This is a genomic window from Rhodococcus sp. NPDC057529, assembly GCF_042802055.1.
Lineage (GTDB): Bacteria > Actinomycetota > Actinomycetes > Mycobacteriales > Mycobacteriaceae > Rhodococcus_F.
The window spans coordinates 89,664-112,050 of record NZ_JBHVEY010000006.1; the positions used below are offsets into that span (position 1 = coordinate 89,664).

Below are 22,387 nucleotides of genomic sequence, written 5' to 3' on the forward strand. Positions count from 1 at the left end.
AATTCTTAAGCCCGGTTTCCCCCTCCGCCCCCCCTCCCACCAACCAAACACGGCTCTCCCCCCCCCTCCCCCCCCCCGCCCCTTCTGTGTTGTGCCGTTGTTCAGCCTTCGTCGGCAGCGCCCCGGGTCCGCCCGGCACTGAGGATGAGGTCTTCGTGCAGTTCCATCCAGATGTCGTGGTAGCTGTCGTACATCGGCCGCGCGAACGAGGCGGTGTCGCCGCCGCGGACGCGGTCGAGCGCCGCGGAGAGGCGGGGCAGGTAGCGACCGAACCGCGGCAGCGCGTCGACCAGTTCCGGGAGCGACGCCCGCAGTTGCTCGTCGATCTGCGCCAGCGCGCCGACGACCTCGCCGTCGTAGGTCGGGTCGCCGTGATCGTTGGGGGTGTCGTCGGTGCGCATCTGCCAGCGCTGACACACCATCTTGAAGTCGGAATTGATCGGCAGGAAACGGTCGTAGAACGCTGTCAGCGCGGTGGCCGCACCGGTGGTGGCCGGATCCTGTGCGAGTAGCCGCAGATGCTCGGCCTTGCCCGCGGGGGTCAGCATCGCTCCCGGCATCCGGCCTTCCCGGCGCACCACCAGACCCTGTTCGACGAGCGGATCCAGGGCTGCCGGCAGGTCCTCGACCGGCACGCCCGACAGCGCGCTGAGCACGTCGTCGTTGGCCAGTCCCTTCACGCGGAGCGAATGCAGGACGTCGAAGGTGTGTTGATCTTGCTGGGCGTGAACCATGTCTGGCTCCTGTTCGGGTGATCGATGGTCAGATGGTGTCTTCGTCAGGAATTCGCGAAATAGTGCGAGCGCAGGGCCTTCTTGTTGAGTTTCCCGGTGGGCAGCCGCGGCAGGCGGTCGACGAAGTCGATCGAGCGAGGCGCTTTGAAGGTCGCCAGGCAGCCGCGGCAGTAATCGATGAGGTCGGCGGCGGTGGTGGCGTCACCCGATACACCCTCGCGCAATTCCACCATCGCCTTGACCTGTTCCCCGAATTCCGGGTCGGGGATGCCGAATACCGCAGCATCGACGACATCGGGATGGCGCACCAGGGCGGCCTCGATCTCCTCCGGGTAGATGTTGACCCCGCCGGAGATGATCATGAAACTTTCCCGCCCGGCGAGGTAGAGGAATCCGTCCTCGTCGAGGTAGCCGCGGTCGCCCATGCTCTTCCAGCCGGCACTCGTCGCGGTGTCTCCCGCGTTGACGTAGGCCGTCGCGGCCGGCGGTTCGAACCAGACCTTGCCGATCTCACCCGTCGGCACCGGGGTGCCCGCGTCGTCGGTGACGTGCACGCGGGTGCCGCCGAGGGGCCGGCCGACCGACCCGGGGTGGTCGGCGGATTCGGCGGCGGAGATGTAGGTGTGCCCGTAGCCCTCGGAGGCGCCGTAGTACTCGTGCAGGACGGGCCCCCACCACGCGGTGATCTGTTCCTTGACCTCCACCGGGCAGGGCGCGCCGGACGTGACGGCGGTGGTGTGCGTCGGCGACAGCGCGATGGCGGCCCTGTCGGGCAGGGCGAGGATGCGCAGCAGCATCGTCGGCACCCACTGCGAGTGGGTGACCCCGTGGGCGGCGATCGCCGTCATGGCCGCGGACGCGTCGAATCGTTCCATACATACGACCGTGCCGCCGGCGGCCATCGTCATCAGCTGGAAGGTGAACGGCGCCGCATGGTAGTTCGGGGCGGGCGAGAGCAGCACCGTGTCCGAGTCGATGCCGAGTTTCAGGGCGAGGCCCGCGTGGCGGGTGGGGGCGTCCGCGGGATGGATGTCCAGCAATTTCTGCCGGAACGCTTTCGGACGGCCGGTGGTGCCGCCGCTGTAGAGGACGCGGGCGCCGAAGCGCTCGTCCGCGATGGGAGTCGTCGGGTGGTTCGCGATCGCCGCGGCGAGGTGCTCGCCTCCGGGAGCGGGATCGGTGCACAGGATCAGCGCGGTGTGCCCTTCGGGAAGGGCGTCGGCGACCGCTCCGGCGAGCGAGCCGCTGGTGACCACCGCGGCCGGTGCCGCTTCGGCGAGGAGCGCCGCGAGTTCGGCGGCGCCGAGGTGCCAGTTCACCGGTGTGACATACAGGCCCGCGCGCATTCCGGCCGCGACCACCACCGGCCATTCGATCCGGTTCTCCATCACCAGGACGATGGAATCGCCTGCTCCCACGCCTCTGCTGCGCAGGAGATGGGCGAGCTGGTTGGACTGCTCGTCGAGCTGCCGGTAGGTGAGCGAAGAACCGGAGGCGGCCATCACGAACGCGAGAGAATCGGGATGCTCGGCGGCGATTGCGGGTGGGTACACGTGACCTCTTTTTGTGAATTGTTCGTCACTATCTAGGTCAGGCTACAAGCGATTTGACTCGTCTTACAAGGGGTATTTGCAAATCCGGCGATTTGTGCTTTAGTGACACCAATGTCACAAACGAACGTGACCGCGACGGGAGACATCCACATGACCACCAGCAGTGGTATCGACCTGATGGACCTGCGGGCATTCGCCTCCGGCTACGCGGACGAGATCTTCGCGCAGTTGCGCAACGAGGACCCTCTGCACTGGAACGAGGAACCGAACGGCCCGGGATTCTGGTCGGTGACTCGATACGCCGACGTCAAAGCAGTTGCCGCGGACCACGACACGTTCACCGTCACCCAGGGGACGCAGATCGCGAGCAGGCGCGCCGAAGGCGAAGGCGCCCGCAGCATTCATCATGTCGACCCACCGGAGCACGGGCCGCTGCGCAAGATCGTCACCCCGCACGTGCGACCGGCCAAGGTGAAGGCCCTCGTCCCGGACATCGAGGCGGTGATCGACGACCTGCTGGACAAGGCCGTCGGCGCGGGGCCGATCGACCTGGTCGCGAACATCTCCGCCCAACTGCCCCTGGTGATGATCGGCCGACTGCTCGGCGCCCCGCTCGAGGACTGCCCGAACCTGCTGCGGTGGACGAACCAGATGGCCTCGGAGGACCCCGACTACTCCGCGGGCCCCGAGACCGCCGTGCGCGCCCGCGACGAGGTGTTCGCCTACTTCCGGGCCCTCGAGACCGAGCGTCGGGCCTGCCCGGCCGACGACCTGGTCAGCGTGCTGACCGCCGCCGAACTCGACGGGGTCCCGCTCAGCCGCGGTTACCTCGACGCCTACTACCTGATCCTGATGGTCGCCGGGAACGAAACGACCCGAAACCTGCTGTCCGGCGGTGTGCTCGCCCTGCACGAGAACCCGCAATGGTGGGACCTTCTGCGCGAGAATCCGGGCAAGATCCGCTCCGCGGTCGAAGAGATGGTGCGCTGGGTGTCGCCGGTGCTGTCGATGCGGCGCACCGCCACCCGGGACGTCGAGATGCACGGCAAGACCGTGAAGGCCGGCGACAAGGTCGTCATGTGGTTCTGCTCCGCGAACCGGGACGAGCGGGTATTCGAGGAACCGGACACGTTCCGGGCCGACCGGTTCCCGAACGAGCACCTGGGTTTCGGGTGGGGCGATCACGCCTGCCTCGGCGCCAACCTCGCCCGCCTCGAGGCGAAGCTGTTCTTCACCAAGCTCGTCGAACGCGGCATCGACATCGACGTCGTCGATTCCCCGAAGCGGCTGCAGAGCAACTTCTTCCGCGGCATCAAGACCCTGCCCGTGCGATTGGAGCCGCGCCATGGCTGACACCTTCGACCGGGCCGGTTGCCTGATCGACGGCGAATGGTTCGTACCGGCCGGGCCGGTGATCGAGGTGATCGACCCGTTCACGGAGTCCGTGATGGGCGAGGTCGTCGACGCCGGATCCGAGGTGGTCGACGTCGCCGTGCGGTCGGCCGCGGCAGCTCATCCGGCGTGGCGGCGCACCGACGTCGCCGAGCGGGCGGAGTTGCTCGACCGTGCCGCGGATCTGCTCACCCGTGACGGCGCGGCGATCGCGGCACTGGTGAGCCTGGAAATGGGAATGCCGATCTCGCTCGCGGAGGTCACACAGGCCCAGCTCCCCGCCGACGTGCTGCGGGCCACCGCCCGCACCGCCCGCGACTTCCCGTGGTCGCAGGACATCGACGGGGCCACCCTGGTCCGACGCGGCAGCGGGGTGGTCGGCGCGATCACCCCGTGGAACATGCCGGTCCATCAGATCGTCGCCAAGGTCTCGGCCGCACTCGCCGCCGGATCGACCGTGGTGCTCAAGGCATCGGAGATGACCCCGTACGACGCGAACGCGCTCGCCGCGCTGTTCCTCGAGGCGGGACTTCCGGCGGGGGTGTTCAACGTCGTGACCGGAACCGGTGCGGTCACCGGCGCCGCACTGGCCGCGCACCCGGGCCTCGCGCACGTCTCGTTCACCGGCAGCGTCGTCGCCGGCCGCACGGTGGCCTCCCTGGCGGCGCAGACGTTGACCCGCTGCACTCTCGAACTCGGCGGAAAGTCACCTGCTGTGGTGCTGCCGGACGCGGACCTCGAGACCGCGCTCACCGGGGCCGTCGCTTCCGGTCTGGTCAACTCCGGTCAGGCCTGCAACGCCACCACCCGCCTGCTGATCCCGGAACACCTCGCCGCCGACTCCGTCGACATCATCGAAGATGCAGTCGCGCAGCAGGTCCTGGGTAATCCCGCGGACCCTCGCACGCGGCAGGGGCCGCTCGTCTCGGCGCGCCAACGTGAGCGCGTCCTCGACCACATCGGTGACGCCGTCGCCGCCGGCGGGCACCTGCTCACCGGCACGGGCAAGCCGTCCGAGGCGTCCCCGACCGGGTACTTCGTCGATCCCACCGTCATCACCGGACTGCCCGAGAACGCCCGAGCCATCCGTGAGGAGATCTTCGGCCCCGTCATCGCCGTGCAGATCTACGCCGATGTCGACGACGCCGTCCGCATCGCCAACGACTGCGCGTACGGGTTGTCCGCGGAGGTGTGGTCCGGCGACGTCGAACGCGCTCGCGCCGTCGCCGGACGGCTCGACGTCGGTCAGGTCAAGATCAACGGCGTCCGCACCCGCAATCGGCCCACAGTTCCCTTCGGTGGCGTCAAGAATTCCGGCTACGGCCGCGAACTCGGCCACCTCGGCATCGAGGAGTTCACCGACGTGACGGCGGTAATGTCATGACCGGCAACGCTTTCAGCGGAAACATCGTCGTCACCGGGGCGGCATCGGGGATCGGGCTCGCCCTCGCCGACCAGTTGAGCGCGGCTGGCGCCACGGTCTACGCCCTCGACCGGCGCGACTGCCCGATCGGATCGGTACGCACCCTGCTGTGCGACCTCTCCGATCCCGGCTCGATCAGCGACGCGGTCGCGGCCCTGCCGGATCAATTGAGCGGGCTCGCCAACGTCGCCGGTGTCCCGGGCACCGCTGCCGCGCAGACCGTGCTGTCGGTCAACCTCCTCGGGCCGCGCCTGCTCACCGAACTTCTGCTCCCCCGCATGACCGCGGGAGCGGCGATCGTCAACGTCGCCTCCGTCGCCGCGCACCGCAACACCGAACCGCCGGAGTCGATCGACGAACTACTGCGGGTCCGCGACCGCGCGGACCTGCACGCCTGGCTGCGTGACCACCCCGTCAAGGGGCCCGCCGCCTACGACACGTCCAAACGAGCCCTCGTCGACTGGACGCAACTGCTGTCGGCGAAACTGACGGCACGCCACATCCGTGCGCTGTCGGTCAGCCCCGGACCGGTCGAGACACCGATCCTGGCCGACTTCGAGGCCAGCATGGGTGCCGACGCGATGGCACGCTCCCACGACGCGGTCGGCAGACACGGCTACCCCCACGAGATCGGCGCTGTCGTCGCGTTCGCCCTCTCCCCCGCCGCGTCCTGGCTGAACGGCATCGACATCCCGGTCGAAGGTGGCCTGTTCGCCACCCGTGTGGCCGCCAAATCCCCTGTTTTCGAAGGACTCTCGCTATGACCTCCTCCAGCAGTCCGGCCAAGCACGTCATCACCCTGGACGGCATCCACCCCAGCACCCGCGAGGTCCTCGGCGGCAAGGCCTACAGCGTCAACAAGATGCGGGCGATGGGACTACCGGTCCCCCCGGCGTTCGCGCTGCCCACCGGTGTCTGCGCGGTCTACCACGACAACGGCCGATCCCTGCCGGACGAGATCTGGCAGCAGGTCCTCGAACACCTGCGACGGCTCGAAACCGAGACCGGCCGACGGTTCGGAACCGGTCCGTCCCCGCTGCTGGTGTCCGTTCGGTCCGGCGCCGCGCAGTCCATGCCGGGCATGATGGACACCGTCCTCAACCTCGGCCTGACCCCCGAACTGTGTGCGGCGCTCGCCGCCGAGACCGGTGATCAGCGGTGGGCGACGGACACCTGGCAGCGGTTCTGTCACAGCTACGCCGACATCGTCGCCGGCGACCCCGGTGCCGCGCCGCCGAGCGATCCGCTCGAGCAGTTGCGATCGGCGATCGGCGCCGTCTTCGACTCCTGGACCAACGAGCGCGTCAAGGCGTACCGTGCCCGGCACAACCTCGGCGCCGGCGCCGGAACCGCAGTCACCGTGCAGGCCATGGTGTTCGGCAACCGCGACGAACGGTCCGGGACCGGGGTGCTGTTCAGCCGCGACCCGGCCACCGGTGAGAACACCCTCTACGGCGAATGGCTGGCGAAGGCGCAGGGCGAGGACGTCGTGTCCGGGGAGAAGACCCCGAACCCGCTCGTCACCGTCGGCGACATCCTGCCCGACGTGTACCCGGAACTCGAGCGCATCGCCGAGGTCCTCGAGCGTGAGCACCGCGACCTGGTCGACATCGAGTTCACCGTCGAAAGCGGCCGGTTGTACGTCCTGCAGTGCCGGGCCGGGAAGCGTGCGCCGCGCGCCGCGGTCCGGATCGCCGTCGACCTCGTCCGCGAGGGTCTCATCACGGCCGACGAGGCGGTCTCCCGCGTCTCCGCCGAACAGGCCGCGAGCCTGGCGAAAACGCACGCGGTGCACGCCGACCGGACGGTCCTGGCCGGCGGCCTCGGCGCCGGCCCCGGTGTCGCCGTCGGGCAGGCCGTCAGCGATCTCGACCGGGCCCTCGACCTCGCCGCAGCCGGCACACCCGTCGTGCTGGTGCGTCCCTCCACTGCCCCGGACGATGTGCCCGCGATGTTCGAATCGGTTGCCGTCGTCACCGAACTCGGCGGCAGCACCTCCCACGCGGCGCTGGTGTGCCGGGAGATCGGGCTGCCATGCGTCGTCGGCGCCGGAGTCGGCACAGTCGCGAAACTGACCGGGCTGACGGTGACCGTCGACGGCACCACCGGCTCGGTCTACGAGGGCGACGCCCTGCACACCCCCGACGAGAGCGACGTCGACGCGTACCTCACGGAACTCCTCGGATACCTACCCGACACCGTCCCGGTGGATCATCCGCTCGCACAGTTGCGCTCTGCGCACCTGGAACGGGCATAACACGAGGTCAGAACGATGCGACATCCACTGTCAGTGATATCTTGTTCGCACACTCGGGCGACGGAGAGGGGGCGACGATGACCACACCGCGGCAGGTCCCACCGCGCACGCTCGACGACGTCTACACCCATGTCGGCCTCGTCGAACCCGGCGCGGCCACCCCGAAACGTCCCAACCGCCGCGGGGAACTCACCCGGGAACGCATCGTGCAGGCCGCGATCGAATGCTTCAGTGAATACGGGTACACCCGTACCCGGGTCTCCGACATCACCCACCGCGCGAAGACCGCACAGGGGAACTTCTACCGGCACTTCACCGACCTCGACGACGTCTTCCTCGCCGCCATGCACACCGGGCTCCAGGAGTTGTCCGAGGCCACCAGCCGCAAGGCGACCACCAGCGGCGAACTCGAAGCGCTGATCGAGGTCAACAGCACGTACCTGCACGCCTACTCCCGGCACCGGCACATCCTGCGACTGCTCCGTGAAGCTGCCGCCGCCAGCGCCAACGAGGGATTTCAGCAGCTGTGGCTGCAACTGCGTGACGACTTCATTGCACGCACCCGCCGCTGGCTGGAGAAACTGCACGACCGCGGGGAGATCGGGGACACCAACCTCGACCTGCTCGCCGAGTCGCTCGGCTGCATGACCGAGCAGATGGCCTACGTACACGTCGGTCTGCCCGCCTCGACCCCCAAACGCGAACGCATCGACGAACTCGGCCGCGCCCTCGGTGAGGTCTGGTTCCGGGCGCTGCCCCCGGCCGCGTCGCCGTCCGAGCACTGACCACATTCCGCCGGTTCCCTTCGGCCGCCGACGGCCGGAACGTGTCGCTTCCCCATCCTGAGCTGCAACGAAAGACGCACCCATGACCAACGTCGCACCCGATTCTCTCGGCTACACCGTCCGTGTCGCCGACGTCATCGCCGAGACATCCGACGCCTCCTCCCTCGTCATCGACGTCCCGCGGGAGGTCGCCGGCCGGTTCGCGTACCGGCCCGGGCAATTCCTCACCGTCCGGATCCCCAGCGAACGCACTGGTTCGGTGGCGCGCTGCTATTCGATCGCCAGCTCCCCCACCACCGACGACCGGATCAAGGTGACGGTCAAACGCACCGTCGACGGATACGGCTCGAACTGGCTGTGCGACAACATCACCGCCGGCGACGCCGTGCATGTGCTGCCACCGTCGGGCACGTTCACCCCGCACAGTCTCGACGGCGACTTCCAGCTCTTCGCCGCCGGCAGCGGCGTCACCCCGGTGATGTCGATCCTCAAGACCGTGCTGGCGTCCGCGACCGGAACCGTGTCCCTGTACTACGCCAACCGGGATCGGGAATCGATCATCTTCGACGCCGAACTCGCCGACCTCGCCGAGAAGCACGCCGATCGACTCACCGTCGAGCACCGGATCGAGAGCGAGGCGGGGCTACCGACCCCGGACAATCTCACCCAATTCGCCGACGGCGGCCAGGACGGCACCGTCTTCGTCTGCGGACCCGCACCCTTCATGGCCATGGTCAAGGAGACACTGACCAGCATCGGCTACGACCGGCACCGGATTCACATCGAGGAATTCCGGTCCCTCGACGGCGACCCCTTCGCGCCGATCAAGCAGGTCACCGCCGACGACGCCGCGTCGTCGACCGTGGACGTCACCCTGGACGGCGACACCCACACCCTGACCTGGCCGGCCGATGCAACCCTGATCGACGTGATGGTGGGCGCCGGAATCGACGCCCCCTACTCCTGCCGCGAAGGCGAATGCGGATCCTGCGCCTGCACCCTGCTGGAAGGGACCGTCGACCCCGGGGTCACCGACGCCCTCGATCCCGACGACGTCGCCGACGGCTACATTCTCGGCTGCCAGGCGAAGCCGACCAGTCCCACGCTGAAGATCGAATTCTGAAGGCGTGCGGCGGAACGCGCCGGGCCGTCGGGTCCTCGTCTAGCGCTGCCGGCTCAGGCTCGCCAGTACGGCCTTCGCCGCGCGCTCGCCCGACGTGGCTGCGTCGGCGAGCGACGGCAGATCGAGCTGGTAGTCGCCGGCGAGGTAGATGGTGCCGAGCGGATCACGCAGCGTCGGAAGCGAGTTCCTCCGCCCGGGCGCCCAGAAGGGCACGACCCGACGATGCTTCCGCACGATGCCCTCGCCCAGCTTCCCTTCCAGCTCGGGGAACACGGCGAGCAGGTCCTGCCGGTATCGCGACACGATCTCCTCGTCGGGAAGGTCGAACAACGCGTCGGCGTGAGCGCCGCCTGCGAAACAGGCCAGTGCTCCACCGGGCTTGCGGTCGTCGCCGTTCCGCATCGCCGCGGCGTGGTTGAACATCGCCTGGAACGCCAGTTGCGGGGTCGAGACAGCGAAGTACTCGTCCCAGCGTTGCGGCCCGACTTCGTCGGTGAAGAATCCGACGATCACGTACCGGCCGTAGGTGATGTCGGTGAACGCGTTCCGGTGCTGCTGCGTCAGGTCCGGGATGATCCGCTCGGCGATGTCGGCGGGTGCGGTCACGATCGCGCGCTTCGCCCGCAGCCGCACCGGTCGGTCACCGTCGAGGTACTCGACGACTACGCCGTCACCGTCCTGCCGCACCGAGTGCACCGCCGAGTTCAGCCGGATCCGGTCACCGAGATCCTCCGCCAGCACGTCGGTCAACGTTTGGTTGCCACCCACCGGCAGCGAGAAGTTCGGGATCTTCTCCGGGTCGGCCAACGCGAGGCCGACCGACGTGACGAACTGGGTGGCGGCCGTCTCCTCCACCTCGCATCCCATCCACTGCGCCGACCACGACCGGACGACGTCGGCGGCCAGCTTCGACCGCACGCCCTTCAGCAGGTACGACCCCAGCTTGGTGTCGAGGTTTGCGCGCACCCGTTGTGCGATACGGCTCTGCGACTCCAGGAACGGCGTGACGGCGAGGATGCGTGCACCGACGATGGCCATGCCGATTCGGTCCATCATGGTCATCCGAGTGCGGAACATGAGCGCGACGGGATTCGAGGTGTCGACCACCCCGCCGTTCAGGTACAGCGCGACGCTCTTGCCTGCGAGCGAGCCCATCTCGATGCCGTGCCGGTCGAGGGCATCGATCAGTGTGCCTGTGCCCTCGGTGAACTGAGTGCCGACGTTGATCCAGTAGTCGCCCTTTCGGACGGTCTCGACTCGTCCGCCGACGCGGTCGGTGGATTCGAGCACGACTACGTCGGTCTCCGGCGACAGCGTGGTCGCCGCCGTCAATCCCGCCATTCCGGCGCCGACGACGACCACCTCGGTGGTCTCTTCCTGGATGTGCGTTGTCATTTCGGTTCCTGACTCTGGAAAGCGATGAGCTTCGGTACTGCGGTGGTCACGACGCGACTCACGCCGTGACCGGGGCGCCGCCGCTGACGGCCTGGGCGTCGACGCGCTTGTTGTGGGCGTCGAACGCTCGGTAGGCGCGGTAGTACGTGAACATCTGCAGGCCCCACGTGGACAGCGCGAAGATGTAGAAGATCGTGTGCTCCGCGTCGTCGCCCGGGATGTGGACGAAGTCGTAGGTCGAGGCGATGACGAATCCGCACGCGGTGGCGACGGCGACCGACACGGCGTGACCGTGCTCGCCGATACCCCACAGGCGCTTGACGAAGTAGATCAGGAACAACGTGGTGAGCACGTTGACGACGATGAAGAAGATCTTGGCGGGGGTGCCGATGTGGTGCTGGTACCCGAGGAGGAGGAAGCCCACCACGGCGGCGAGGGCGAACGCGCCGATGTCCACCGCGACGGACGGCTTGTACCGGTGGGTGACCTTCATCAGCCCCAGGACCAGGATCAGCGTGATGCCGACCGACCGGGAGAAGGCATCCAGAAAGGCTGCGCCGGTGTACATCGGACTGTCGTGACCGGCCTTCAGGATGCCGTAGACGAGGAAGTTCGAACCCGACGTCGCGACGATGATCCACTCGAGGCCGAGTAGATAGTTCTTGTAGTTCCGGATGAACTTGAACCCGTACGTGAATCCGACGGCGATCATCCAGATGTCCGCGACCGCGAAGAGCAGTTCTCGGATGGACATGATTTTCTCCTTGGAGGGTGGCTTGCGCCGATGGTCATTTCGTGAGAGCTGCCAGGCGGTCCGAGGCACGGTCGGCCATCCAGGCCGCGTGCAGCGCGGGACCGCTGACCAAGCTGGGCCAGAAGCGCTTCCGGCCGTGCCAGATCGCGGCCAGGTCGTCGTGTAAGGGCGCGCCGCCGATCCGGTCCGCGAGCAGGTGGCCCACGTACTGTGCCTGGGCGAAGCCGTGGCCGTTGCAGGCGAGCGAGTAGAGCACGTTGTCGGAGGCCTCGCCGGCAACGGGGAGCCACGTGGAGCTCATGCCGATCCAGCCGCCCCAGGCCTTCTGCGGTTCGATGTCGCGCAGGCCGGGGAAGCGGTCGCGGAATCCGCGGACGAGGTCGTCGGCGACGTTCCGGGCAGGGGTGCGGTCCGGCAGCGGATTCCGCCCGGTCTGCACGCGGCGGGTGCCGAACACAATCGTGCCCCGGGGGGTCACACGGTAGCTCTCGATGATCATGTGCAGCGTGACCATCGGTGCACGGCTGGTCCAGCCGATCTCGTCGAGTCGCTCGGGCGCAACGGGTTCGGTCTCGACCAGCGACGTCCACACCGGGGTGGCGAGGTTCTTCGGCGCGCTGGACAGGCCTGCGGTGTGGGCGTTGGTGGTCAGCAGCGCCTTGCGCGCCCGAACCCTTCCGTCCGGAGTCTGGACGGAGACCCCGCCGCCGGTGTCCGTGATGTCGCGGGCGGGAGTGTGCTCGTAGACCCGCACACCGGACGCCATCGTCGCGGCCCGCAGGCCGAGGACGAACTCACCCGGGTTGAGGGTGCCACCGACGCCCTCGCGCACTCCGCCGAGGAAGCCGTCCGGAAGGCCCGCGTCCCGGCCCTCGACGAATTCGGCCGACGATCCGGCCTCGGCCATGACCTTCGCGTTGCGGCGCGCATGCCGGAGCTGCCCCTTGGACACGGCGGCCATCACGATGCCGGCCCGCTCGTAGCCGCAGTCGATCCCGTGGTGGGCGATGGCGTCCTCGGCGAAGTGCACCGCGTTCTCGGCGTACCGGTAGAGATCGCGCAGCCGCTCGCTCTTCAGCAGAAAGCCCAGCAACTCCGGATCGGCGGCAATCGAATTCGTGACGTATCCGGCGTTGCGGGAGCTGGCGCCCCAGCCGAGAGTCTTCGCCTCGAGGAGCACCACGTCGACGCCCTTCTCGGCGAGGCGGATGGCGGCGGCCATGCCGCCCCCACCGCCGCCGATCACGACCACGTCGCAGTCGATGTCACCGGTCAGGGGTTGTTCGGCGGTGGCGGGCGTTGCGGCCCAACCGGTGTCGTGGATCAGCTCCATGGCTACTTCTCCGTCTCTTCTGCAGGGATGACCGCGGTGCCGCGAGCGCGCACCGCAACCAGTGGCGATTCGAGGACGTGTGCGCGGCCGGTGTCGTCGGAGCCGCGGCAGATCACGCGGAGCTCGAAGTCGACCGTGCGGCTGCGGTTGCCCTTCTTCACCAGCCGGGCCTCGGCCTCGACGACGTCACCGCCGCGGACCGGCGCGAGGAACTCGACGGACGAGTAGCCGGCGAACAGCCCCTCGTGGCCGTCCAGCTCGATCGACAGGTTCGTGCCGACGTCCCCGAAAAGTTTGAGGGCGTAGGCGCCGTCGACCAGATTGCCCGCGTAGTGCGCGTCGGAGAAGGCGACATAGCGCCGATGGACTGTCGTGCTCATGAGATCTCCCGGTGGATGGCGCCGAGGTGGCGGGACTCTGTTTCGCCGTCGATCTCGACGCCGGGGTAGCCGCGCTTGGCGATCTCGGTGCACATCCGGCGGTACTTGCCGACACCGCCGACGTACCCCATGAACGTGTTGGGTTTGCCTTCGACGTTGGAGCCGCGGTACCAGGAGTCGGTGGTGGCGTACAGCGTCTGGGCGACGGTCTCCTCGGTGATGTCGACCCAGTCGTTCTGGCCCTCGACGGTGGTCTCGACGAGCGTCGCTCCGGAGTCGCGGGCGTGCTCGATGAGGTCGGCGATCCAGTCGACGGCCTGCTCGATGGTCATCACGACGTTGCTGGCGAGCGCGGGGCTCTGAGGCCCTCCGACCATGAAGAAGTTGGGGAAGTCCGTGGTCATCATCCCGAGGTAGGTCCGGACACCGTCGCGCCAGGCCTCCTGCAGCGTTTTGCCGGACGCACCGGTGAGACCGAGCCCGTACAGCGGGCCGGTGAAGGCGTCGAACCCGATGGCGAGCACGACGGCGTCCACCTCGTACGTGCCCTCCGACGTGACGATCGCGTTCGCGGTCATCGTCTCGAGCGGCTCGTCGCGCAGCGACACCAGCGACACGTTCGGCCGGTTGTAGGTCTCGTAGTAGTCGGTCCCGAAGACACTGCGCTTGGCACCGAGAGGGTGGTGCCTGGGCACCAGTAGCTCGGCGGTCGCCGGATCCTCGACGATCTCGCGGATCTTGTCGTGGAGGAATTCCGACGCGGTCCGGTTCGCCGCGGCATCGGTGAGGAGGTCGGCGAACTCGGCGCCGACGCCCTGGAAGCCGCTGCGCTCGTACGCCGCCTCGTAGCGCCGCCGGCGCTCCTCGTCCGACACGTCGAAGGCGTTCTCGGTGACGGGGCGGTCGGGGATGCCGCCGGGTGAGTGCCGGCACTCCTCCCGGAGCGCCGGGTAGTCGTCCTTGACGGCGGCGACCTGCTCCGCAGGGAGTTCGGCGTTGCGGGCCGGCATCACGTAGTTCGGGGTGCGCTGGAACACCGTGACGTGTTCCGCGACCTCCGCGATCAGCGGGATGGCCTGCACGCCCGAAGATCCGGTGCCGATCACGGCGACGCGCTTGCCTGCGAGGTCGTCGAGCGAGATGTTCCACCGGCTGGTGGACACCTGGAGTCCGGTGAAGTTCCCGAGACCCGGCACGTCGAAGTCCTTGGGGGTGGACAGGCCACCCGCGCCCGAGATCAGGTAGCGGCTGCGGCGCGTCTCGCCGTTGTCCAGCCGCACCTCCCACAGCCGGTCGTCCGCGTTCCATGTCGCGCCGACCACGCGGGTGTCGAAGGTGAAGTGCCTGCGCAGGTCGAACCGGTCGGCGACGTGTTCGATGTAGCCGAGGATTTCGGCCTGCGGCGCGAATCGCTGGCTCCACGTCCATTCCTGCTGAAGCGTCTCGTCGAACGAGTAGGAGTAGTAGATGCTCTCGACGTCGCAGCGGGCGCCCGGATAGGTGTTCCAGAACCAGGTGCCGCCGACGCTGGGCCCGGCCTCGAAGCCCGCGAAGGTCCACCCGGCGTTCGTGAGCCGGTGCGCGAGGTAGAGGCCGGAGAAGCCGGCACCGACGCCGATGACATCGACGATTCCGCTGGCTGAGGTGGAGGTGGAGTTCATGCCGTCGCTTTCGTTGTTATGATCAAACGACTCGATCAATTGACTTAGTTGAGTAGACCAGTGGCACCGGTCACAGTCAAGAGGTGACGCGAAAGTAGTCCTGATCGCTACAGAGGGAGGTCGGGTGAATCCACGCCGACCACGCGGTCGCCGCAGAACACCCGGACGGACTCGCCGGGGGCATGACCGCCGATTCCGGAAGCACCCCAGAAGCTCTGTGCCGAACCGTCGGCGAGATCGGCGACCTTGGCACCGTTCACCCGCACCTCACCCGACAGCACCCGGGATCCGACGTCGAGGGCGCGGTCCAGGTCGCCGCCGAACACGTACGCGTCCAGACCCGACGGGTTCGCATTGGCGACGCGCAGTGCGTCCTCGTCGGATTCCACGGCGTGCAGGCTGACGAGCGGTCCGAACAGCTCGGCGGTCGCCACCGACGCGTCGACTCCCGAAGCCACTGTGGGAGAAAGGAAGAACCCGTCGAGTGCGGGCAGCTGCGCGGGCTGATGAATCGTCCCGCCGTGGGCCCGCAGCCCGTCGATCCGGCTCTGCAGCGTGGCGAAATGCGGGGCGTTCGAGATCGGGCCCAGCTGCGTGTTCTCGTCGAGCGAATGCCCGACGTCGATGCGGGAGATGCGATCGAGCAGCGCGTCGAGCAGCGGCCCGACGAGGCTCTTGTGCGCCAGCACCTTTCCGGGGCCTTCACACCACTGACCGTTGAGCTTGGTCATCCCGTCGAGGATCCCGTCGGCGGCGACGTCGATGTCGGCGTCGTCCAGCACGAGGGCCGGGTTGTTGCCGCCGAGCTCGAGCTGGAGCACCTTGAAGTCCTCCGCGGCCGCGCGGGCGATCGCGCGGCCGGCGTTCGGGCCGCCGGTGAACGAGACGATCTTCACGCGGTGATCGCCCGTGAGCGCCGCGCCCACGTCGCCCGCGCCGTGGACGAGCTGCAGCGCACCGTCGGGCAGCCCCGCCTTGACGAAGCATTCGACGATGATCTGGGCGCTGCTCGGCGCATGCTCGGACGGTTTGAGGATGACGGGGCAACCGGCGGCGAGGGCGCTCACCATCTTCGCGGCGGGGATGAAACTCGGGCCGTTCCACGGGGTGAGGATGGCGGCGGGGCCCCACGGGACCTTGTACAGCCGCACGTCGCGGCCGCCGGCCTCCAGGGCCGTCCGACGCGGGATGGCACGCAGCTCCGCAGCGGACGAGCGGATCCGGTGCGGAAGGAACTGCGCGACCATCCGAGCCTTCGCGATCGGGACGCCGCTGGTGAGGGCATCGGTGCGGGCGATGTCCTCGATCCGCGCCTCGACGATGCCGGCCGCACGCTCGATGACCGCCGCGCGTTCCTCGCCGGCCGCGTCGTCCCAGCGTTCGAAGCCGTACGACCGCTCGGCGTGCCGCAGTGCGCGCTCCACGTCGTCCGGTCCGGTGGTGACGGCGCGGTGGACCGGCCGGCCCGTGTTGGGATCGAGATTCCACGCGTCCGGGATCGTCCGGCACTCGGACCACTCGTCGGCGATGTAGTTGATCGGCTGGGGCAGTTGAGGGTTCGACATCCGTGTCTTCCTTCGGTGCGTGGGGATGGGTGTGGTCGGTGCGCTCACACGGTGAGGTCGGCGACGATGCGGGTCACCTCGCCCGACTTCATCGCCTCGAAGCCCTTGTTCACCTCGCCGAACGGGATCACGTCGCTGACCATCTCGTCGAGCAGCAGGCTGCCCTGGAGGTACAGACGCGCGAACTGGGTGATGTCCTCGTGCGCCTGGCCGGAGCCCATGTACGAGCCGATGAGGCGCTTCTCGCCGAAGAAGAAATCCGACGCGGGAACGGTGAGGTCGGTGCCGTCCGGTGCGATGCCCACCAGGCATGCTGTACCCCTGGCACGCAGGACCGACAGCGCGGTGGCCGCGGTGCGCGCGGAGCCGACGGCCTCGAACGAGTAGTCCACCCCGTCGCCGAGTATGTTCCGGATCTCGCTGGGGACATCGGTCGCGCCGTTCACGACGTGCGTGGCGCCGTATGTCCGCGCCGCCGCGAGCCGGGCGTCGTCGAGATCCACGGCGACGATCGCCGAGGCACCGGCGAGCCGCGCGCCCTGGATGATGGCCGACCCGACACCGCCGCAGCCGATCACGGCCACCGTGGCGCCCGGGCGCACCTGCGCGCCGCGGAACACGGCACCGACGCCGGTGATGATGCAGCACGAGAGGAGGCACCCGACGTGCAGCCCCACCTCGTCGGGGATCTTCACCAGCGAGTTCTCCCGCATCAGGGTGTGGCGGGAAAAGGCGCCGATGTCGCCGAGCCGCTCGACGACCCGGCCTCCCGGCAACTGGAACGCCGGGCGCGGCCGCTGCCGGATCTGCGAGACGCGCTGGCACTGCGTCGAGTGCCCGGCCTGGCAGTTGCGGCACAACCCGCACGAGGGCGTGAGGGCGCCGACGACGCGGTCGCCCGCACGCAGCGAGGTCACCGCGGAGCCGACCGACTCGACGATGCCCGCCACCTCGTGCCCGACCACCACAGGCAGGTCGGCGTGCACGGTACCGGTCATGTAGTGCAGGTCGCTGTGGCACAGGCCCACGTTGGAGACCGCGACGCGGACCTCGTTCGGCTCCGGGTCGTCGACCCGGATCTCGGTGAATTCCAGCGGCTCGTTCACCGCGGTGAGAAGTGCTGCTTCGGTGGTGATCACTCTTGTCTCCGATCTCAATTGCTCGTCGTGGGCGCCGTCGGCGCCGCGTTCTTCGATGCCCAAAAACCCTCGATGCCCTCGGTGAAGGCGCCGGACTCCCAGGACCGGCGGGCGGCGTCGTCTTCGCGGGCGAACGCGGCCTCGATGTCTTCGGGTCGCGGCCGAAGCAGGCCCAGGTGCAGTGCGGTGGTACGGGGATCGGAGTTCCACTGCCGGATCACCTGCACCGCGCGGTCCACCAGTGTCTGCGGGGCCACGATCTCGTCGAGCAGCCCGATCCGCAGCGCCTCATCCGCATCGATCCGGTGGGAGCCGAGAATGATTCGCATCGCATGGTTCCGGACCAGGCGCCCCAGGAGGAAGCTCGAGGCATTCGAGATGATGATCCCGCGGTGGTTCTCCGGCTGGTAGTACTCCGCGGCTGGGGTGCCGATCCGCGAGTCGCAGCACAGCGTGACCTCCGAGGCGCCGCCGACCGCGATCCCGTTCACGGCCGCGATCACGGGGACCTCCGTCTCGAGGATCGCCCGGGTGATGTCGTGGAACGTCGCGAAGGCCTCGTGAATCTCGGCGTAGCTGGTCGGCACCGACTGCAGGTCCTCACCGGCGGAGAACGCCCGCCCCGCACCCGTGAGCACGATCCCGCGGACGACGTCACCCGTCCCGAACCGGCGAATCGTCTGTGCGAGTCTCACTCTCGTCGCCACGTCCAGCACGTTCAGCTTCGCCGGGCGGTTCAGTGTGAGCACGGCAACGTCGCGGTCGATGTGCACGTCCAGGTAGTTCTCGGTCATGTCCGGCTCCTCAGTTGCCGCCGCGGACGGTGCGCGGCGGCTGCAGGTCGTAGGTGATGCCCGGGTGTTCGGCCGAGCGCGCCTTCAGGGCCGGCTTCGACACACGCTCGGACGGGGTGCGCGGGAAATCGGCGACGAACTCGACGTAGCGCGGAACCTTGAAGCGCGCCAACTGGGTTCGTGCGCCATCGACGATTCGCTCTGCGGCTCCGCGGCTCTCGTCGGCGCCGGTGGCCAGCTGCACGAAGGCCTTGACCTCCTCGCCGAACAGCTCGTCCGGGACGCCGACCACCGCTGCCGCGACGACGGTGTCGTCGCGCTCCAGGACGCGTTCGACCTCGGCGCTCGCGATGTTCTCCCCGCCGCGGCGGACCATGTCCTTGATCCGGCCCACCAGGCGGTAGCTGCCCGCCTCGCGGACCGCGACATCGCCGGTGTGCAGCCAGCCGTCGCGCAGGACCTGCGCGGTGTCTTCGGGCCGGTTCCAGTAGCCCAGCATCATCGGTCTGCCCGAGGTGATCAGCTCGCCGGATTCGCCCTCCGCAACCTCTCCGCCCTGCGGATCGACCACCCGGACCTGCTTCGTGGGAACCGGCTGCCCCAGCCGTCCGCTGCCGACGTCGGCCGTGCGCTCGGGGAGGCTGACCAGGTCGACCCCACTTTCGGTCATCCCGAAGATCTCCCGCCACGGTGCACCCCAACGCTGTTCGAGCTCCGCGTGCAGCGCGACGGGGATTGCCGAGCACAGCACGAGGCGTAGGTCGTTGTCCCGGTCCTGCGTGCTCGGCTCCTGCTTGAACAGCAGCGTGGGCATCGAGCCGAGCACGTAGCAGAATGTGGCCCGGTGCCTGCGGACGTCCGCCATGAAACCCGAGGCGGAGAACCGGGGCAGCACCACCAGCGGTGCGCCGATCGTGAGACACAGCGAGGTGTTCCACTGCGGGTCCATGTACGAGAACGGCTGCGAGGTGAGCGCCACGTCGTCGGCCCCGAGGCCTGCCGCGCTCGCGCAGACCCACCCCAGCCGAACCCAGTAGTCGTGGGTCAGCATGCACGCCTTCGGAAATCCGGTGGTGCCCGACGTGTACTGGAGATTCGCGAGCGTCTCGCCGGAGATGGCGACCCCCGGCCTGTCCGCCGGATACTGCGTGAGTTCGTCGCACGAGGCGGCTTCGACGATCCGGACATCGGCCAGATCGGCGTTCGCGGCGCGCACCTGTTCGACGAGCGGGGTGTGTTCGGCGTCGGTGACGATCACCCGGGCGCCGGAATCCCGCAGCACGAATTCGAGGTCTGCGCGCTGGTAGGACGAATTGATCGGCACCGCGACGCCGCCGGCCGCGAGAATCGCGAGCCAGGCGACCGGCCACTGCACCACATTGGGCAGCATGATCGCGACCCGGTCGCCTTCCCGGACCCCGTCCTCGCAGACGAGTCGCTGCGCCAGGCGTGACGTCCAGTCGTCGATCTCGCCGAAGGTCCACGACCCTTCCGCGAACCGGAGGAACTCGCGATCGGGATACCGAAGGGCCTGGATCGCCAGCAGGCCGACGAGGGTGTCGATCGGCGGGTCCACAGCCATGCGATCGAACGCGATCGCGCGTTCCTGGCGAACTGATCGGACTCCAGTCATGGTCATCCTCTATGTCGGGTGCAGTGCGGCGTTGATGCGGGTGCGGCTTGCGATCTCATGTCGTCACGGCGCATTCGCGGTGAACTCGTGGCTCGTGGCCCTCCGATCGCCGACGGCGCCGGACTGTGGGCCCGGTCATAGCCTAGAAGAATATAGTCATATGATCAAGGCAAATGATCGCGTACCTGTAACCGCTGCAAGTCGCGAGCTTCCGATCTCGACGATGAGGCGGATCGCACGTTCGTCCGACTGGTAGCGTTTGCATTGACTTGATCAGTCGCTCGCATCTGATGGGACAGGAGAAACGCATGGCTCGCATTCCCGCCGCCGAACGTCGCGCCGAACTGGTGGCCGCGGCCGTGCGCATGATCGCCGCCCACGGGGTGGACGGCGCGACCACACGCCGCATCGCGCAGGATGCGAACGCTCCGCTGGCCACGTTGCACTACTGCTTCGCCACGAAAGAGGTGCTGTTCGCGGCGGTCTTCGAGCACGTCACCGCGCAGTATCGAGAGGTGTTGACACGCAACGACGTTGAGGCCGACGTCGAGACCACGGCGCGCACCCTGTTGCGCGGAGTGATGGAGTGGTACCTGGCGAATCCGGACTTCGGCGCGGCGATCGTCGAGCTGATCAGCTGGGCCCAGCGTCAGGAGGGCAAGCAGGCCGAGATGGTGTACAACGAGGCATTCGCATCCATGCGAGCGATCCTCGAGGCCGCCTCGACCGCTGCAGGCCAGTCCGTCGACCCGAAAACGATCGACGAACTGACCTACATCGTGTCCACGTTGTCCGACGGATTCGCGCTCAACTGGATGGTGTTCACCGACCGCACAACGGCCGAGTCGCAGATCGAGCTCGTCCTCGGCGTCCTCGACGCGTGGATGGCCGCCAACCTCGGCGATGTGTCCGGGCCGGTGACTCCGGCCGCGAAGGCGTCACCCGAGGAGGCCCTGCGTTCACTGGTGTCCTGGGTGAGCGTCGAATAACACACCCTCGATGCGTCGACCGGACCGGGCGCGCGAGATCAGCACGGTCACCACGACGAGCAGGGCGAGGACTCCCGACAGCCAGTAGCCGGTGCCGTAGAGCCCCTTGGCCGCGACCTCGAGGCCGGTGCCGACCACCGGAACCAGGGAGGCGCTGAGGTCGCCGCTGACCAGTGCGGTGCCGAAGGCGAAACCCACGGCCATGGACGTGCCGGCGACGCCGGCCGCCATCCCGGCCTTCTCTTCGGGCACTGCGATCTGCACCATGGTGAAGCCGGCTGCGTAGCCGATTCTGGTCCCGAGCCCCATGACGGCAGCGCCCACGAGGTAGTGCCACTGCTGGTCGTGCGCCAGGGCGAGCCAGGCCAGCCCCGATGCGCTGGTGAGCGCGCCGATGACGAAGACGGGGACGCCACGGCCGTTGAGCAGGGCGCGGTCGAGCACGGTTCCGCGGACCAGGAACGCCGCCGCGAAGGGCGCCATGAGCCAGCCCGTCTGCAGCGCGCTGAGCCCGAGTCCGTAGGAGTCTTCGGGCCGAAGATTCTCGGGAGAGATCTGGGCGTACGTGCTGAGCAGCAGCAGAAAGGCCGAGTTCACCGCTGCGAACAAAGCGATGCACAGGCACGACGCGGTGACCAGAGGCGTCTTCATCATCGCGACGTCGAACACCGCCGAGGTCGACCGGCGCTCGACGCGCACCCAAGCGATGCCGCCGACGATGCCGACCACCAACGGAACAAGCGCCGCAATGCCCCACACGAGGCCTTGCGTCAGAGTCAGCAGGATCGCCGCGACCCAGGCGATCATCCACACCGTGCCGAGTACCGCGATGCGGCCGTTGCGCTCGGCGGGCGGAGCATGCGGGATCGCAACAAGGCACGCAATGGTCGTGGCCACGCACACTGCAGTCAGGATGGCGAAGAAGCTTCGCAGCGACAGGGTCTCGACGATGAAGCCGCCTCCGATCATGCCCACGACGATGCCGACGCCGGTGGCGACGACGAGAACCGCGACACCCACCGTGATGCCGTCCTCACCGAGATTGCGACGCAGGAAACCGAGCGGAAGCAGCTGCGCCGCACCACCGAAGCCCATGAGAATGCAGCCGACGAGAAGGGTCGGATACGAGTCGCCGACAGCCGGAACGAGCGCACCGGCCGCGAGGAATGCGGACGCCGCCACGGAGGCGTTTCGGTCGCCGTGCAGATCGGCGAGGCGCGGCAGCAGGATGAAGCCCGCTCCACCGCCGAGGGTAAGGGCCGTGTACAGCCACGTCGTCTCGGCCACTGTGGCAAGGCCGTACTGCGCCTGAATGATCGGCAGCAGCGGCGGCAGGATGAAGATGACGGCGTTGGTCAGGACGATCAGCAGCGTGCCGACACCGATGAGCACTCCCTTTCTCGGTGCACGGCGAGCGGGCGGCTCACCGGCGAGTCCGGCGTGCTGGTGAATCTCTGTCATAGGTTTCTCCGATTCG

The 22,387-nt window shown here is 68.2% G+C and carries 19 protein-coding genes; 7 read left to right on the forward strand and 12 right to left on the reverse strand.

Features of this window, described 5'->3' with window-relative positions:
* Nucleotides 1-101: 101 nt before the first annotated feature.
* On the reverse strand, nt 102-734 hold the full coding sequence (locus ACFU5V_RS13505) for a MarR family transcriptional regulator (RefSeq protein WP_378699785.1): 633 nt from the start codon (nt 732-734) through the stop codon (nt 102-104).
* A gap of 44 nt (nt 735-778) precedes the next feature.
* Nucleotides 779-2,287 carry an AMP-binding protein gene (locus ACFU5V_RS13510; RefSeq protein WP_378699787.1) on the reverse strand — a complete coding sequence of 503 codons (1,509 nt, stop codon included), beginning with the start codon at nt 2,285-2,287 and terminating at the stop codon, nt 779-781.
* Between the two features lie 150 nt (nt 2,288-2,437).
* Between ACFU5V_RS13510 and ACFU5V_RS13515 the strand changes: the two genes are divergently transcribed.
* From ACFU5V_RS13515 to ACFU5V_RS13540, 6 genes are all read left to right on the forward strand, one after another.
* Nucleotides 2,438-3,640 carry a cytochrome P450 gene (locus ACFU5V_RS13515; protein ID WP_378435406.1) on the forward strand — a complete coding sequence of 401 codons (1,203 nt, stop codon included), beginning with the start codon at nt 2,438-2,440 and terminating at the stop codon, nt 3,638-3,640.
* Entirely contained in the window at nt 3,633-5,063 is a 1,431-nt protein-coding gene (locus ACFU5V_RS13520) for an aldehyde dehydrogenase family protein (protein ID WP_378699790.1), read from the forward strand. The genes ACFU5V_RS13515 and ACFU5V_RS13520 overlap by 8 nt, the downstream gene beginning before the upstream one ends.
* Entirely contained in the window at nt 5,060-5,866 is an 807-nt protein-coding gene (locus ACFU5V_RS13525) for a coniferyl-alcohol dehydrogenase (protein WP_378699792.1), read from the forward strand. The genes ACFU5V_RS13520 and ACFU5V_RS13525 overlap by 4 nt, the downstream gene beginning before the upstream one ends.
* A complete protein-coding gene (locus tag ACFU5V_RS13530) occupies nt 5,863-7,359 on the forward strand; it encodes a pyruvate, phosphate dikinase (protein ID WP_378699794.1) in 1,497 nt (498 codons plus the stop codon). Before ACFU5V_RS13525 ends, ACFU5V_RS13530 begins: the two co-directional genes overlap by 4 nt.
* Before the next feature lie 77 nt (nt 7,360-7,436).
* Nucleotides 7,437-8,144: a TetR/AcrR family transcriptional regulator gene (locus tag ACFU5V_RS13535; protein WP_378699796.1), complete on the forward strand. Its 708-nt coding sequence runs from the start codon at nt 7,437-7,439 to the stop codon at nt 8,142-8,144.
* An 82-nt stretch (nt 8,145-8,226) separates the two neighbouring features.
* Nucleotides 8,227-9,267 (forward strand): 2Fe-2S iron-sulfur cluster-binding protein, encoded by a 1,041-nt coding sequence (locus tag ACFU5V_RS13540; RefSeq protein ID WP_378435396.1) that lies wholly within the window; start codon nt 8,227-8,229, stop codon nt 9,265-9,267.
* A 39-nt stretch (nt 9,268-9,306) separates the two neighbouring features.
* Here the strand turns inward: ACFU5V_RS13540 and ACFU5V_RS13545 are convergent, their stop codons facing one another.
* From ACFU5V_RS13545 to ACFU5V_RS13585, 9 genes are all read right to left on the reverse strand, one after another.
* Nucleotides 9,307-10,662, reverse strand: a complete 1,356-nt coding sequence (locus ACFU5V_RS13545; RefSeq protein ID WP_378699798.1) for a flavin monoamine oxidase family protein — start codon at nt 10,660-10,662, stop codon at nt 9,307-9,309.
* A gap of 58 nt (nt 10,663-10,720) precedes the next feature.
* On the reverse strand, nt 10,721-11,416 hold the full coding sequence (locus tag ACFU5V_RS13550; protein WP_378699800.1) for a transporter: 696 nt from the start codon (nt 11,414-11,416) through the stop codon (nt 10,721-10,723).
* 34 nt (nt 11,417-11,450) lie between these two features.
* Nucleotides 11,451-12,749, reverse strand: a complete 1,299-nt coding sequence (locus ACFU5V_RS13555) for an NAD(P)/FAD-dependent oxidoreductase (RefSeq protein ID WP_378699802.1) — start codon at nt 12,747-12,749, stop codon at nt 11,451-11,453.
* Between the two features lie 2 nt (nt 12,750-12,751).
* Nucleotides 12,752-13,129 carry a hotdog domain-containing protein gene (locus ACFU5V_RS13560; protein ID WP_378435388.1) on the reverse strand — a complete coding sequence of 126 codons (378 nt, stop codon included), beginning with the start codon at nt 13,127-13,129 and terminating at the stop codon, nt 12,752-12,754.
* A complete protein-coding gene (locus tag ACFU5V_RS13565; protein WP_378435386.1) occupies nt 13,126-14,790 on the reverse strand; it encodes a flavin-containing monooxygenase in 1,665 nt (554 codons plus the stop codon). The genes ACFU5V_RS13560 and ACFU5V_RS13565 overlap by 4 nt, the downstream gene beginning before the upstream one ends.
* Nucleotides 14,791-14,897: 107 nt before the next feature.
* On the reverse strand, nt 14,898-16,355 hold the full coding sequence (locus tag ACFU5V_RS13570) for an aldehyde dehydrogenase family protein (protein ID WP_378699804.1): 1,458 nt from the start codon (nt 16,353-16,355) through the stop codon (nt 14,898-14,900).
* Nucleotides 16,356-16,399: 44 nt separating this feature from the next.
* A complete protein-coding gene (locus tag ACFU5V_RS13575) occupies nt 16,400-17,494 on the reverse strand; it encodes a Zn-dependent alcohol dehydrogenase (protein WP_378699806.1) in 1,095 nt (364 codons plus the stop codon).
* Between the two features lie 14 nt (nt 17,495-17,508).
* Nucleotides 17,509-18,288: an enoyl-CoA hydratase/isomerase family protein gene (locus ACFU5V_RS13580; protein WP_378699808.1), complete on the reverse strand. Its 780-nt coding sequence runs from the start codon at nt 18,286-18,288 to the stop codon at nt 17,509-17,511.
* Nucleotides 18,289-18,298: 10 nt separating this feature from the next.
* On the reverse strand, nt 18,299-19,921 hold the full coding sequence (locus tag ACFU5V_RS13585) for a class I adenylate-forming enzyme family protein (protein WP_378699810.1): 1,623 nt from the start codon (nt 19,919-19,921) through the stop codon (nt 18,299-18,301).
* Between the two features lie 308 nt (nt 19,922-20,229).
* Here ACFU5V_RS13585 and ACFU5V_RS13590 point away from each other — a divergent pair, with 308 nt between their 5' ends.
* Entirely contained in the window at nt 20,230-20,910 is a 681-nt protein-coding gene (locus ACFU5V_RS13590) for a TetR/AcrR family transcriptional regulator (RefSeq protein ID WP_378699812.1), read from the forward strand.
* Here ACFU5V_RS13590 and ACFU5V_RS13595 read toward each other — a convergent pair.
* A complete protein-coding gene (locus ACFU5V_RS13595) occupies nt 20,881-22,371 on the reverse strand; it encodes an MFS transporter (RefSeq protein WP_378699814.1) in 1,491 nt (496 codons plus the stop codon). The two genes, ACFU5V_RS13590 and ACFU5V_RS13595, sit on opposite strands and share 30 nt — an antisense overlap.
* Nucleotides 22,372-22,387 lie beyond the last annotated feature (16 nt).